The following is a 12,774-nucleotide window of genomic DNA, read 5'->3' as shown; positions in this document are numbered from 1 at the left end:
ATGGCTGCTGACAGCGGCGCGGCCGCGCTCGCCTTCGTGCCCGGGCGGCGGCTGTCGCTCACCCCGCGCATCCTCATCATCAATCTGCTGCCGCTGCTGCTGCTGGGCGGCGGCGTGTTCTACCTCGACAGCTATCGCAAGCAGCTGCTCGACGAACGTTACAAGCTGGCCCGGGTAGAGGCGCAGATTACCGCCGAAGCGCTCGCCGGTGCCAGCCGCGAACGGCAGGAGGCGCTGCTGATCCAGATCGGCAAGGAGCAGAAGATGCGCCTGCGGATGTTCGACGCGCAGGGGCGGCTGTGGGCCGACAGCTTCGCGCTCGATGAGCCGAGCTTCGCGTTCGACACCCCCGGTGATGAAACCTGGCAGGAAAACTTCGCCCGCTGGCTGGACCGCGCGGTCGATACGATCGTGGGCGCCGATCCCATCCCCAACTACATCGAATCGGAAAGCACCGACGCCGATGCCTGGCCCGAACTGAAGCGCGCCCGGGAAGACAACCTCACCCGGATCCAGCTGCGCGACGCGTCCGACGGCACGCCGGTGATCAACACCGCGGCGCCGGTCGGGCTTAAGGGCGCCACGCTGCTCACCACCCGCAACGCAGTCGACATCACGCTCGAAGTGCGCGAAGCGCGCGGGACGCTGATCAGCGCGGTGCTGCTGGCGCTGCTGATGAGCACGCTGCTGTCGCTGTACATGGCGCGCACCATCGTCACCCCGCTGCGGCTGTTGGCCAACGCCACAACCCGCGTGCGCCAGGGACGCGACCGCCAGGTGGAAGTGCCCCGGCTGCCCGCCCGGCATGACGAGATCGGCCAGCTCGCGCGCGCCATTTCCGACATGACCGCCACGCTGCGCCAGCGGATCGACGCGGTCGAACATTTCGCCGCCGATGTGGCGCACGAGATCAAGAACCCGCTCGCTTCGCTGCGCAGCGCGGTCGAATCGCTCGCGCGGGTCGAGGACCCCGACCTGCGCCGCCAGCTCAACGACATCGCCGCCCACGACGTGCGCCGGATCGACCGCCTCGTCAGCGAGATTTCCGAAGCCAGCCGAATCGATGCGGAAATGAGCCGCGCGACGTTTGAAAGCATCGACCTGGTGGCGCTGAGCGACAACATCATCCGCCGGCGCGAGGCGCGCGATCTCAACGGCGGGCGGCCGATCTCGTTCACCTATCCGCGCGGCGGGGCCAGCGTCATGGGCGTGCCCATCCGGCTGGAGCGGGTGATCGACAACCTGCTCGACAACGCGGTGTCGTTCTCGCCCGCCGACGCGCCCATCGAACTCACGATCGACCGGGATGAAGCGCGCGTCCTGCTCAGTGTGTGCGACCACGGGCCGGGAATTCCCGAAGGCGCGCGCGAAAAGGTGTTTCGCCGGTTCCATTCCGACCGGCCGGAGGAGGAGGGCTTCGGCCAGCACAGCGGCCTGGGCCTGGCGATTGCCCAGACCATCGCGGAAGCACACGACGGCACCCTGCTCGCCGGGGCGCGTCCCGATGGCACGAGCGGCGCGTGCATGACACTCGCGCTGCCCGACGCCGCTGGCGCGGCTGCGCGGCGATGAGCCGGCGACCATGCCCCTGAGAGTGGCGACCGCGGTGGCGATCGGTGGCCGCGCGCTGCTGATCGAAGGGGTGCCCGGAAGCGGAAAGTCGAGCCTGGCGCTGGCGCTGATCGATCGCGGCGCGACGCTGATCGGGGATGACGGTGTTACCCTTGAGGTTCGCGGCGCGGCCGTGTGCGCCTCCCCCGCGCCGGCCACCGCCGGGTTGATCGAACTGCGCAACGTCGGGATCGTGAGCCTGCCGACGACCGAAGCTCCGGTCGCGCTGGTCCTGGACCTGCGCGATGACGCCCCCCGCTTCGTGGAACAGGCCGACCGGATTGAGCTGATCGACCGGTCCCTCCCCCGCCTGGCGTTCGATCCGCGCGGCCCCGCTGCCGCGGTCCGCGCCGAGTATGCGCTGGCGCTGCACGGCCACACCGAGTCCGCTTCCCAAACCGCCGCGCAACCCTCACATGGGACAGGATGAGCACTCCGCCCCAGCCTCCCTCCCTGCCGCCCCAGCGTGTCGTGCTCGTCACCGGGCTGTCGGGTGCGGGCAAGACGACTGCCCTGCGGGTGCTGGAGGATCTTGGCTGGGAGGCGATCGACAATTTCCCCGTCCGCCTGCTGGAACGGCTGATCGGCGGCACGGTATCCGACGGGGAGCCGCGCCCCCCGCTGGCGATCGGGTTCGATTCGCGCACCCGCGGGTTCGTGCCGAACGAGATCATCGCGCGCTGGAAAAGGCTCTGCCTGCGGACCGAGCTCGACCTCACTACCCTGTTTCTCGATTGCAGCGGGGCGGAACTGGAGCGCCGCTACAACGAGACCCGCCGCCGCCACCCGATGGCGCAGGGCCGCGCGGTGATCGAGGGTATCCAGGCCGAACGGGAATTGCTCGATCCCCTGCGGCGCTGGGCGGAAGCGGTGATCGATACCACCACGATGTCTTCCAGCGACCTGCAGCAGGCGATCCGCGAACGCTTTGCCGACCAGCCGGAAGCGAACATGACCCTCACTGTCTCCAGCTTCGGCTTCGCGCGCGGCATGCCGCCGCTCGCCGACCTGGTGTTCGACATGCGCTTCCTCGACAATCCGCACTGGAATCCCGAGCTGCGCCCCCTGACCGGGCTGGATGCGCCGGTGTCGGACCATATCCGCGCCGATCCCGCGTGGGACGATGCGTTCGCGCGCATTCGCGATCTCGTCCTCACCCTGCTGCCGCGCTATGCCGCGCAGGGAAAAAGTTACGTCAATCTCGCATTCGGCTGCACCGGCGGGCGGCACCGCTCGGTGCATACCGCCGAGGCGATGGCGCAGGCCTTGCGCGGCGCGGGGTTTTCGCCCACTGTGGTCCATCGTAACCTTGGCTCGCGCGCTGCCGACCAGCTGGAAGGCTTACCGCAGTCGTGACGATCCAGGGATCAACTGGCCAGAGACCCACTGGCCTAACACGAACCGGCACCTCGGGCATGGTGGAGCCCGCTGCCGAACTGACGCGGAACGCGAGCACCCTGTACTCATGATCGGACTGATCCTGGTCACCCACGGCCGCCTGGCCGAGGAATTCATCAGCGCGATGGAGCACGTCGTCGGCCCTCAGCCGGCGGTGGCGACCATCTGCATCGGACCCAACGACGACATGGAAAAGCGGCGCAATGAAATCGCGTCCGCCATTGTCGAGGTGGACGCGGGCAGCGGGGCGATCATCCTTACCGACCTGTTCGGCGGCACCCCCTCCAACCTCGCCATCTCGCTGCTGGACGCCGGCCGGATCGAGGTGATCGCGGGCATCAACCTGCCGATGCTGATCCGCCTGGCTGGCGCGCGCAAATCGATGAGCGTGACCGACGCGGTCAAGGCCGCGCGCGATGCCGGCAAGAGCTATATCACGATCGCGTCGGAGTTCCTCGCGGCCGGCTGCGACAAGAAGCAGGCCGCCTCTTGAACGAGCAGCGGCGCGAGTGCCTGATCGTGAACCAGCGCGGTCTGCATGCCCGCGCCAGCGCCAAGTTCGTCAATGCCGTCGCCGCCCTGCCCGATGGGTGTCAGGTCATGGTGACCAAGGACGGCAACGCGGCGGGCGGTGGCTCGATCCTGGGCCTGATGATGCTCGGCGCCGCCAAGGGCGACACCGTGGAAGTGGTCGTCACCGGCGCTGATGCGGAAACGGTCCTTGGCCAGTTATGCGATCTGATCGATGACGGCTTCGGCGAAGACTGAGGAAGGCGGGGCAAGGATGGCTCACCCCGGCCGGCGGCAAATCACCGGCTTCTCCAACCCCACCGTCAAGGCGCTGCGCGCGCTGCGCGAAAAGAAGCACCGCAAGGCGTCGGGCAAGTTCCTGGCTGAAGGCCTGCGCCTGCTCACCGATGCGCGCGAAAGCGGGCACTTGCCTGAAGTGCTGGTGATGGCCGCCGAACACCAGGGGGGACTCGGCAACCACCCGCTGCTCGCCGCCCTCGAAGCCGATGTGCTGGCCGCGGGCGGCGAGGTGATCGAAACCTCTCCCGACATCCTCGGGAAGATCACCGGCAAGGACAATCCGCAGGCCGTGGCCGGCGTGTTCACCGAATTCGACACCGGGTTGGCGAGGTTGAACCTGTTGTGCGCCGACATCTGGCTGGTGGCGCAGGCGGTGCGTGACCCGGGCAACCTCGGCACCATGCTGCGCACCGGCGACGCCGTGGGCGCCGGCGGGCTGATTCTGATCGACGATTGCGCCGATCCCTTTTCGGTGGAGGCGGTCCGCGCCAGCATGGGTGCGGTGTTCACCCAAAGCATTGCGCAAGCTCGGTGGGACGAGTTCCTGCCATGGCTGCGGCAAGGTCCCGGCCAGCTGGTCGCTGCCAGCTTGCGCGATGCGGTGCCTTATCGGGGAGCGGCATACCGCAGCCCTTGCCTGATCCTCGTCGGCAACGAATCCCGCGGGCTGCCCGAGGATTACGAGGCGGCCTGCGACCTGCGGGTGACCATGCCGATGAAAGGGCGCGCTGACAGCCTGAACGCCGCGGTCGCCGCCGCGGTGCTGTCGTATGAAGTGCTCGCCAGCCTCGGTGACTAGTCGCCCGCGATCAGTTGGGTGAAGCTCCAGACGCCGTCACGGCTCGATGCGACGAGCCGGTAATCGATCAGCGAGCGAAGCTTGTCGGTGGCGACGTAAGCCACCTCCCCTCCCGGGGTCTCCACCTTCTGCATCGGCCGATCCGGTTGAAGTCCGTCGACCAGTTCGACGACGTCCCATGAGATTGTGCCGGTCGTCGCCGCTCCCCCGCCGGGCGCGGCATAGACCGGCACGTTCTCCCCGGTGACGATCATGCCCGACATCGGATCGACATCACCGAAATCCTGCACGAAATACCACGGCAGGGTAATTCCGCCTTCTTTGTTGGCCGCACAGCCAAGCGTCATCAGGGCGTCGAGCTTGCTCCAGAACAGTTCACCGTTCCTGGCGTGCAAGGCGCGCAAGCTGTCCACTCCCGCGCCGCCGCCGTAGTCGAGCATCACGTCAGGCGCGGCAAGCGCGGCGAGGCGGTCGATATCGCGCGCTTTCACCGCTTGGGCCAATCGGGCCCGAAATTCAGCGGCTCCCGGCTTGTCGCGGCATTCGTCCTGAGGGGCATACTTGCCTTGCGCGAGCTTGGGGACCTGAGAGCCATCGACCTGCTTCACCACCGTATTCGCGGCTTTCGAGATCGCCTCTGAAGGCGCGTCATCCTGGCTGCACGCGGCCAGCAGCAGAGATGGAACAAGCAGCGTTGCAAGCACGATCGGTCGGGAAGCCTTCATGCAGCTTTGGTAACGGCCAAGTTGCACCGGTTTCAACCTAATCTTTAGCCGCCACCTCGGCTTCCTGCTCGGGCCCGGAGACGTAGCGCGGAGCAGCCTCCACCAGCGGCACATCGTCGATCTCGCGCTTGCCGATCTCGATCCCCTTGTCGCGCAAGCGGCGGCCCGAGGTGAGCACGTTGCGTTCGAAGCTGCCGACGAAGTCGTTGTACTTGCGTACCGCGCGATCGAGCCCGGCGCCGACGCCCTTCATGTGTTCGGCCGCGATCGCCAACCGGTCATAGAGTTCCGCCCCCGCCTTGCCGATCTCGACCGCCTCGCGCGCGATGGTGTCCTGCCGCCAGACCTGCGCCACCGTCCGCGCGATCGCCACCAGGTTGGTGGGAGTGGCTAATAAAACCTTGTTGCGAAACGCAAAATCCCACAACTCAGGATCGTGCTCCAGCGCCGCCGCGACAAAATGTTCGCCGGGCACGAACATCACCACATAGTCGGGCGCATCGTCGAACTGGCTCTGGTAGCTCTTCGCACCAAGCGTCTGCACATGGTTGCGCATCGACTTGGCATGCAGATCGAGGTGCCGCCGCCGCTCGTCGTCGTCCTCGGCCTCGAACGCCGCCTGGTAGGCATTCAGCGACACCTTCGCGTCGATCACCAGCTTCTTCTGGCCCGGCACATTGATGATCGCGTCGGGCCGGAGACGGCCTTCTTCGGTGTCCATCGAGTGTTCAAGGGTAAAGTCGGTATGTTCAGCCAGACCGCATTGTTCGAGCACGTTCTGCAACGCCCGTTCGCCCCACCGGCCGCGCGCCTTGGGTGCGTTGGTCAGCGAGTTGCCGAGCCGCTGCGCTTCCCGCCGGACCTGCTCCTGGCCCACGCGCATCGCCTCGATCATTCCGGCAAGTTGGCCGAAGCCATCGACCCGCTGCTTTTCCAGCGAGACCACCTGCTCCTCGTACGCCTTCAGCCGGTCGCCTACTGGCTGGAGCAGCGAGGCGATCGCTTCCTTGTTCGCCTTTTCCGCATGGCCGAACCGTTCCGCCGCGCGGGCGAGGAACATTTCCTGCGCTTTTCCAAGAACCTGGGCGCCGGTATTCTCGAACTCCTTGAGCAGTTTCTCGCGGCTTTCCTCCAACAGACGTTTCTGTTCGGCAAAGCCGGCAGCCTGCGCCCGCAGCGCCGACAACTCTTCCCGCGCCGCATCGAGCGTCGTGGCAAGGGCATCGGCGCGGGCGGCCCGCTCGCTCATCGTGGCAAGCTCAGGCACTATGCGCGACAGCTTTTCATTTAGAACCTTGCATTCGCCCTCACGCTCACCGTGCCGGGTCCGCCAGTCCGCTACGGGACGCGACCCCAACAGCCACCCCACGACCACTCCCACGCCCAGCGCGACGAATACGATGACAATTGCAAAGGCGTCCATCGGCGGGAACATAGATGGAACGCTGGCGTCAGGGAAGCCCCCGGCGGAACTATCCCCAACCCCGCGCGCTAGTCGGGCAAAGGAGAGTCGGAATGTCGATCAAGGAAATGATCCGCGAACACCCGGACGTTCGAGGCGATGAGAACGAAAGCCTGCTCGAAGCGGTCAAACACGCGATGTACTGCGCGGCGATCTGCAACAGCTGCGCCGATGCCTGCGCGGCTGAAGAGATGGACATGAAGCGCTGCATCCGGCTGTGCCTCGACTGCGCCGACGTGTGCACGATGGCTTATCGGGTCGCCAGCCGGCGCACCGACGAGAACCGGCAGCTGATCCGCAGCGCACTCGCGGTATGCATCGAGGCGTGCCAGACCTGCGAGGAAGAATGCCGCAGCCACGATCACGCGCACTGCCAGCGCTGTGCCCAGATGTGCCGCGAAACCGCCGACGATTGCCGCAAGGCTCTCGCGGCACTCAACGACGAAGTACACGCTGATGGCGAGCGCAGCACATTCGAGCACGGGGCCGCGTGAGCGAACTCGGGCAGGACGAGCGCGATAATCTGGCGAACCGCGAGTTTGCCTTTCCGCGGCAGCGCAAGGAGCCGATCGAGGACGCGGATCATGTCCGCGCCGCGATCGCTCGCTTCAATCAGGTGAAGGGCGTGACCGACGACGAGCGTGATGCCGCCTGGAAGCGGATCAAGGCGGCGGCGGAAAAGTTCGGCGTGGAGGTGAGCGAAACCAGCTGGCGCGAGATCGGAAGGAACTAGACCTCGCTGACTGCGATCAGGCAGCTTTCCTGATCTTGTCCAGCTTCTTCAAAACCATCTGGCGCTTCAGCCGGCTCAGATAGTCGATGAAGAGGACGCCTTCGAGGTGGTCCATCTCGTGCTGGATGCAGGTGGCCATCAGCCCCTCCATCTCCTCTTCATGGACCGCGCCATCGAGATCCTGCCAGCGCACCCGGCAGCGCGCGGGGCGATCGATGTCGGCATAAATGTCCGGGACGGAGAGACAGCCTTCCTGATAGGTCACCAGTTCTTCCGCCGGATCGAGAATCTCGGGGTTCACGAACACCCGCGGCTCGCGCTTGGTCGGCTGGTGGTGATGGTGATGACCGTCATGGTTGCACGGCTCCGGCTCCGCGTCGGGATCCTCGGGCTGCAGATCGATCACCAGCAGGCGCTTGGGCACGCCCACCTGGATCGCGGCCAACCCGATGCCGGGGGCATCATACATCGTTTCGAACATGTCCGCGACGAGTGTGCGCAGGTCGTCATCGAACTCGGTGACGGGTTCGGACACGACTTTCAGCCGGGGGTCCGGCACTTCCAGGATTTGACGAATGGCCATGCGAGGGAAATAAGCACACAACGGCTGAACGGCAAGTGATCAGCGGCATCCTCAGCCCATTGGCCGGCGCGCCCGCAGCGCTTGCGCCAGCGTCCCTTCGTCAAGGTAGTCGAGCTCGCCGCCGACCGGCAGGCCGTGGGCCAGCTGGGTGATCCGCACTGGATACCCGTCGATCCGCTCGGCGATGTAGTGCGCAGTGGTCTGCCCCTCCAGCGTCGCGTTCATCGCCAGGACGACCTCGTCGATCCCCCCTTTGACGACGCGGTCGATCAAGCGTCCGATAGTGAGATCCTCCGGCCCGACCCCGTCCAGGGCGGACAACCGTCCGCCCAGCACATGGTAGCGACCCGTGAACAGGCGGGAGCGGTCGAGCGCCCACAGGTCCGCGACATCCTCCACCACACACAGGCTGCGCTGATCACGCCGGGGATCGGAGCACACGCCGCACGGGTCCTGCGTATCGACGTTGCCGCACGTCTCGCACTCGACCAGCCGTTCCTGCACCTCGGCAAGCGCGGCGACGAGCTGGCGTAGCGCGGTTTCCCGTCGCTTGACCAGCCACAGCACTGCGCGCCGGGCGGAACGCGGGCCGAGCCCCGGCAGCCGGGCCAACGCCTGCGCGAGCGTGTCGATCTCTTGCGATGCCATGGGGCGGAAGATAGGGCCTGCCCGCCCCTTACGAAAGGTATCCGGCCCCGCTTATGCGCATCGTCTTCATGGGAACGCCGGCCTTCGCGGTGCCGACGCTGGTCGCGCTGTGCGAGGCCGGGCACGAGGTGGTCGCCGCTTATACCCAGCCGCCCCGCCCGGCTGGCCGGGGCAGGAAGCTGAGCCCGAGCGCCGTGCAACGCGAGGCGGAAGCGCGCGGGATCGAGGTGCGAGCCCCCACCTCGTTGCGCAATACAGAAGCGCAAGCCGAATTCGCCGCGCTGCACGCCGACATAGCGGTCGTTGCCGCGTATGGCCTGATCCTGCCGCAACCCATTCTCGACGCACCACGGCTCGGCTGCCTCAACGTGCACGCCAGCCTGCTGCCCAAGTGGCGCGGCGCCGCGCCGATCCAGCGGGCCATCATGGCCGGCGACACGGCGACCGGCATCACCATCATGCAGATGGAAGCCGGGCTCGACACCGGACCGATGCTCGCGGTCGCGCGTACCGCGATCGAGGACAAGACCGCCGGCGAACTGACCGAGGAACTGGCCGAAATCGGTGCGCAGCTGATGGTCAACACGCTCGCCGATCTCGTGCAGCTTGCTCCGGTCCCGCAGAACGATGCCGAAGCGACCCATGCGCCCAAGATCGACAAGGCGGAGGCGCGGATCGACTGGTCGGGCAACGCCGAGGGCATCGAGCGCCAGGTCCGCGGCCTCGCCCCCTTCCCCGGGGCCTGGTTCGAACTGGACGGTGAACGGATCAAGGTCTTGAAAGCGCAGGTGCTCGCGCGTGAAGGCAAGCCGGGACTCACCCTCGATGACCAGCTGACGGTCGCGTGCGGCTATGCCGCGCTGCGCCCGCTGCGGATCCAGCGCGCCGGCAAACCGGCGATGGAGGTCGAGGCGTTTCTGCGCGGCAAGCCGATCCCGGCGGGAACCCTGGTGAGGTGACCCGTTTCGCGCTGACGCTTGAATTCGACGGCGAACCTTTCGCCGGCTTGCAGCGGCAAGCGAACGCGCCGAGCGTGCAGGGCGCGGTCGAGGATGCCGTGCTGGCGGTCACGGGGGAGCACATGACGCTACACGCCGCCGGTCGCACCGATACCGGGGTCCATGCGCTGGCGATGCGAGCGCACGTCGATATCGCCAAGGACATTGGCCCGTTCCGGTTAATGGAGGCTTTGAACGCGCACCTTCGTCCCGATCCCGTGGCGGTGCTGGAGTGTAAAGTGGTGCCAGACGACTGGCACGCGCGCTTTTCGTGCGTCGGGCGAGCGTACCGGTACCGCATCGTCAATCGCCGCGCGCCGCTGACCGTGGACCGGGGCCGTGCGTGGCAGATCGCGCCCGAGCTTGATGCACAGGCGATGCATGCCGCGGCACAGGCGTTGGTGGGACGGCACGACTTCACCACCTTCCGCTCGGTCCAGTGCCAGGCAGCAAACCCGGTGAAGACGCTGGACCATCTCGCCGTGCACCGGGAGGGGGATGCAGTGCTGATCGAAGCGGCCGCGCGCAGTTTCCTTCACCATCAGGTTCGCTCGATGGTCGGCTGCCTGGCGCTGGTCGGCATGGGCCGCTGGCCCGCGGAGCGGGTCGCCGCGGCGCTTGCCGCCCGCGATCGCCAGCAGCTTGGCCTCAACGCCCCGCCGCACGGGCTGTATTTCGTCCGCGCGCTCTATCCCGGCGAGGGCTAGCCAGCGCACGCTGCCGCGGGTAGCGAAGGTTGCAAATGACAACGGGAGACTACGATATGACCACCACCGGCAAGCAGTTGTTCACCACCCTCTCCGCCGACGGCAAGCTGACCGTCGAGGTCGCGGAAACCCAGTTCACCGATCCCACCGGCAACCAGGTGCTGGTCAAGATGGAGGCCGCCCCCATCAACCCCAGCGACCTTGCGCTGTTGCTGGGCCAGGCGGAACTCGAGACCGGTGAGTACAGCGCCGGCAAGCTGGTCGCGACGATGCCCCAGCCGTTCCACTCCGCGATGAAAGGGCGCCACGATCAACGCCTCCCCGTCGGCAACGAGGGCGCGGGAACCGTGGTCGCGACCGGCGACAGCGAGATGGCGAAAGCGCTGATGGGCCAGCGGGTCGCTTGCGTGCCGGGCAGCGCCTATTCGCAATATGCCCTTGCCGATGCCGCCATGTGCCTGCCGCTGGGCGACCTCACCGCCGAACAGGGCGCGAGCGCCTTCGTCAACCCGATGACCGCCCTGGGCTTTGTCGAGAACGCGAAGATGGATGGACAGAAGGCGATCGTCCACGCCGCGGCCGCCTCCAATCTCGGGCAGATGCTGGTCAAGATCTGCCAGGAAGACGGCATGGAGCTGGTCAACATCGTCCGTAAACCGGAACAGGAACAGATCCTGCGCGACCTGGGCGCGAAGTGGGTGGTGAACTCTTCCGATGGGGACTTCATGGCCAAGCTGATGGAAGCAATCGACGCGACCGATGCGTTCTATGGCTTCGATCCCATCGGCGGCGGAACCACGGTGGATGCGTGCTTCAAGGCGATGGAACGGGTCGCGGTGAACAAGATGACCACCTATAATCGCTACGGCTCGAACCAGCAGAAGCGGATGTTCATCTATGGCCGGCTGGACACCGGGCCGACGATCCTGACCCCCAGCTACGGTTTCGGATGGACGCTGTCGGGCTGGCTGCTGACGCCCTTCCTGGCACAGGCCGGGGTCGAGACTATGACCCGGATGCGCCAGCGCGTGCTCGCCGGCCTCACCTCCACCTTCGCCAGCAGCTACAAGACGAAGGTGACCCTCGAACAGATGGTCGAGAAGGAAGCGGCGATCGATTACCGCCAGATGAAGACCGGCGAGAAGTACCTGGTCACCCCCTGGGGCTGACCGAGGGCGACTGTCTAGCGGCGGTCGAATGCGGACTGCATGGCGGCGGGGTCGGTGACCCCGTTCGCCAGCAGCATCTGCAACAGGATGCGCGCCTTCGCCGGACCGAGACCCCGGGCAGCGACGAAGCCGAACGCATCGTCATCCACCTCCAGGTTGCGGTCGACCGAACCCTGATCCACCCGCGTTGAACGCACTACCGGCACGCCCGCCCGCGCCAGCGCTTCGAGCACCGTCGCCGGCGCATTGCCCTGGCCCATTCCCGCCAGAACGACGCCCCTTGCACCCGCCAGCATGCAGGCGACGTCGGCGTCGTCCATCCCCGCGTAGGCATAAAGGATCGGCACCCTAGGCAGCGCTGCGGGCCATTCGAACTGAGCGCCTCGCCCAGCGCGTTCGGCCGGCCCGAACCAATCGAGCGAGGTCGGCGTCACATTGGCGATCGGCCCTCGCGGAAAGCCCCGAAATGCCTCCGCCCCAGAGGTCGCCGCCTTGCGCACGTCAATTGCGGCGAAGACCTGGTCGCTCATCACGACTAAAACTCCGCGTCCAGCGGCGCCCGGATCGCTCGCCACCCGAACGGCGTTGGCCAGGTTGCGCATCCCGTCGCTGCCGACCGCATCGGCAGGCCGCATCGCACCAACGAGCACCACCGGCTTCGTGGGAGCGAGTGCGAGGTCGAGAAGGAACGCCGTTTCCTCAGCTGTATCGGTGCCGTGCGTGATCACGAAGCCATCCAGCCGTCGGTTGTCCATCTCGGACGCGATGCTTTGATACAAAACATTCCACTGCTGCCAGCCGATATCCTGCGAACCGATTGCCGAGACTTGACTGCCGTCCAACACGCGCGCCAGGCCCAGCTCATTGGCGGCTTTTATGAGTTCAACGACACCGACTTCACCCGCCCGATAACCTCGCTCGATGGCGGAGCCCGCGCTTCCAGCGATGGTGCCCCCGGTGGCTAGTATGCGGATACGTGGCTGGTTCATCGCGCCAGCGCCCTAGCGCCGATTGACCCGCCCCGCCAACCCGCTAGAAGCGCCCGCGGTCGCGTGGGGCGATTAGCTCAGTTGGTAGAGCGCCTCCTTTACACGGAGGATGTCGGCGGTTCGAGCCCGTCATCGCCCACCA

The 12,774-nt window shown here is 66.6% G+C and carries 16 protein-coding genes and 1 tRNA gene; 12 read left to right on the top strand and 5 right to left on the bottom strand.

The features are described 5' to 3' along the window. From E0504_RS15035 to E0504_RS15010, 6 genes are all read left to right on the top strand, one after another. Entirely contained in the window at positions 1-1,572 is a 1,572-nt protein-coding gene (locus tag E0504_RS15035; protein WP_131624872.1) for a HAMP domain-containing sensor histidine kinase, read from the top strand. A gap of 34 nt (positions 1,573-1,606) precedes the next feature. After that, entirely contained in the window at positions 1,607-2,041 is a 435-nt protein-coding gene (locus tag E0504_RS15030) for an HPr kinase/phosphorylase (RefSeq protein ID WP_207974400.1), read from the top strand. Next, positions 2,038-2,967 carry an RNase adapter RapZ gene (rapZ, locus tag E0504_RS15025; RefSeq protein WP_131624870.1) on the top strand — a complete coding sequence of 310 codons (930 nt, stop codon included), beginning with the start codon at positions 2,038-2,040 and terminating at the stop codon, positions 2,965-2,967. The genes E0504_RS15030 and rapZ overlap by 4 nt, the downstream gene beginning before the upstream one ends. A gap of 109 nt (positions 2,968-3,076) precedes the next feature. Continuing rightward, a complete protein-coding gene (locus E0504_RS15020) occupies positions 3,077-3,502 on the top strand; it encodes a PTS sugar transporter subunit IIA (RefSeq protein WP_131624869.1) in 426 nt (141 codons plus the stop codon). Continuing rightward, positions 3,499-3,777 carry an HPr family phosphocarrier protein gene (locus E0504_RS15015; RefSeq protein ID WP_131624868.1) on the top strand — a complete coding sequence of 93 codons (279 nt, stop codon included), beginning with the start codon at positions 3,499-3,501 and terminating at the stop codon, positions 3,775-3,777. Before E0504_RS15020 ends, E0504_RS15015 begins: the two co-directional genes overlap by 4 nt. Positions 3,778-3,793: 16 nt before the next feature. After that, a complete protein-coding gene (locus tag E0504_RS15010) occupies positions 3,794-4,618 on the top strand; it encodes an RNA methyltransferase (protein WP_131624867.1) in 825 nt (274 codons plus the stop codon). On the opposite strand, the gene E0504_RS15005 is transcribed toward E0504_RS15010, so the two are convergent. Then, the gene (locus E0504_RS15005) at positions 4,615-5,370 is read right to left on the bottom strand and encodes a hypothetical protein (protein ID WP_131624866.1); all 756 of its coding nucleotides are present in this window, start codon (positions 5,368-5,370) and stop codon (positions 4,615-4,617) included. The two genes, E0504_RS15010 and E0504_RS15005, sit on opposite strands and share 4 nt — an antisense overlap. 10 nt (positions 5,371-5,380) lie before the next feature. Beyond that, the gene (locus E0504_RS15000; protein ID WP_131624865.1) at positions 5,381-6,766 is read right to left on the bottom strand and encodes a DNA recombination protein RmuC; all 1,386 of its coding nucleotides are present in this window, start codon (positions 6,764-6,766) and stop codon (positions 5,381-5,383) included. Positions 6,767-6,858: 92 nt separating this feature from the next. Between E0504_RS15000 and E0504_RS14995 the strand changes: the two genes are divergently transcribed. Next, the gene (locus E0504_RS14995) at positions 6,859-7,299 is read left to right on the top strand and encodes a four-helix bundle copper-binding protein (protein WP_131624864.1); all 441 of its coding nucleotides are present in this window, start codon (positions 6,859-6,861) and stop codon (positions 7,297-7,299) included. Continuing rightward, a complete protein-coding gene (locus E0504_RS14990) occupies positions 7,296-7,538 on the top strand; it encodes a DUF6582 domain-containing protein (protein ID WP_131624863.1) in 243 nt (80 codons plus the stop codon). The genes E0504_RS14995 and E0504_RS14990 overlap by 4 nt, the downstream gene beginning before the upstream one ends. Before the next feature lie 16 nt (positions 7,539-7,554). Here the strand turns inward: E0504_RS14990 and E0504_RS14985 are convergent, their stop codons facing one another. Continuing rightward, on the bottom strand, positions 7,555-8,121 hold the full coding sequence (locus tag E0504_RS14985) for a peptide deformylase (protein WP_131624862.1): 567 nt from the start codon (positions 8,119-8,121) through the stop codon (positions 7,555-7,557). A 51-nt stretch (positions 8,122-8,172) separates the two neighbouring features. Next, positions 8,173-8,769, bottom strand: coding sequence for a recombination mediator RecR (recR, locus tag E0504_RS14980; RefSeq protein ID WP_131624861.1), 597 nt, complete (start codon positions 8,767-8,769; stop codon positions 8,173-8,175). Between the two features lie 53 nt (positions 8,770-8,822). On the opposite strand from recR, the gene fmt reads away from it, so the two are divergent. Genes fmt through E0504_RS14965 form a run of 3 tightly spaced genes read left to right on the top strand, consistent with a single transcriptional unit; the run spans position 8,823 to position 11,643 of the window. Next, complete coding sequence (gene fmt, locus E0504_RS14975) at positions 8,823-9,728, top strand: methionyl-tRNA formyltransferase (protein WP_131624860.1); 906 nt, start codon at positions 8,823-8,825, stop codon at positions 9,726-9,728. Further along, positions 9,725-10,474 (top strand): tRNA pseudouridine(38-40) synthase TruA, encoded by a 750-nt coding sequence (truA, locus tag E0504_RS14970; protein ID WP_131624859.1) that lies wholly within the window; start codon positions 9,725-9,727, stop codon positions 10,472-10,474. The genes fmt and truA overlap by 4 nt, the downstream gene beginning before the upstream one ends. 56 nt (positions 10,475-10,530) lie before the next feature. After that, on the top strand, positions 10,531-11,643 hold the full coding sequence (locus E0504_RS14965) for a zinc-binding dehydrogenase (RefSeq protein WP_131624858.1): 1,113 nt from the start codon (positions 10,531-10,533) through the stop codon (positions 11,641-11,643). A 14-nt stretch (positions 11,644-11,657) separates the two neighbouring features. Here the strand turns inward: E0504_RS14965 and E0504_RS14960 are convergent, their stop codons facing one another. Beyond that, positions 11,658-12,632, bottom strand: coding sequence for an asparaginase (locus E0504_RS14960; protein ID WP_131624857.1), 975 nt, complete (start codon positions 12,630-12,632; stop codon positions 11,658-11,660). Between the two features lie 66 nt (positions 12,633-12,698). Between E0504_RS14960 and E0504_RS14955 the strand changes: the two genes are divergently transcribed. Then, positions 12,699-12,774, top strand: a tRNA-Val gene (locus E0504_RS14955).

It is taken from the genome of Parafrankia sp. BMG5.11, assembly GCF_004337455.1.
This window is presented reverse-complemented; position numbering and strand designations above follow the sequence as displayed.

Coding starts and splice junctions, on each gene's coding strand:
- rapZ (WP_131624870.1), top strand. CDS start 2,038: ATGAGCACTCCGCCCCAGCCTCCCTCCCTGCCGCCCCAGCGTGTCGTG.
- E0504_RS15000 (WP_131624865.1), bottom strand. CDS start 6,766: ATGGACGCCTTTGCAATTGTCATCGTATTCGTCGCGCTGGGCGTGGGA.
- E0504_RS14995 (WP_131624864.1), top strand. CDS start 6,859: ATGTCGATCAAGGAAATGATCCGCGAACACCCGGACGTTCGAGGCGAT.
- fmt (WP_131624860.1), top strand. CDS start 8,823: ATGCGCATCGTCTTCATGGGAACGCCGGCCTTCGCGGTGCCGACGCTG.
- E0504_RS14985 (WP_131624862.1), bottom strand. CDS start 8,121: ATGGCCATTCGTCAAATCCTGGAAGTGCCGGACCCCCGGCTGAAAGTC.
- E0504_RS15035 (WP_131624872.1), top strand. CDS start 1: ATGGCTGCTGACAGCGGCGCGGCCGCGCTCGCCTTCGTGCCCGGGCGG.
- E0504_RS14960 (WP_131624857.1), bottom strand. CDS start 12,632: ATGAACCAGCCACGTATCCGCATACTAGCCACCGGGGGCACCATCGCT.
- recR (WP_131624861.1), bottom strand. CDS start 8,769: ATGGCATCGCAAGAGATCGACACGCTCGCGCAGGCGTTGGCCCGGCTG.
- E0504_RS15010 (WP_131624867.1), top strand. CDS start 3,794: ATGGCTCACCCCGGCCGGCGGCAAATCACCGGCTTCTCCAACCCCACC.
- E0504_RS15020 (WP_131624869.1), top strand. CDS start 3,077: ATGATCGGACTGATCCTGGTCACCCACGGCCGCCTGGCCGAGGAATTC.
- E0504_RS14965 (WP_131624858.1), top strand. CDS start 10,531: ATGACCACCACCGGCAAGCAGTTGTTCACCACCCTCTCCGCCGACGGC.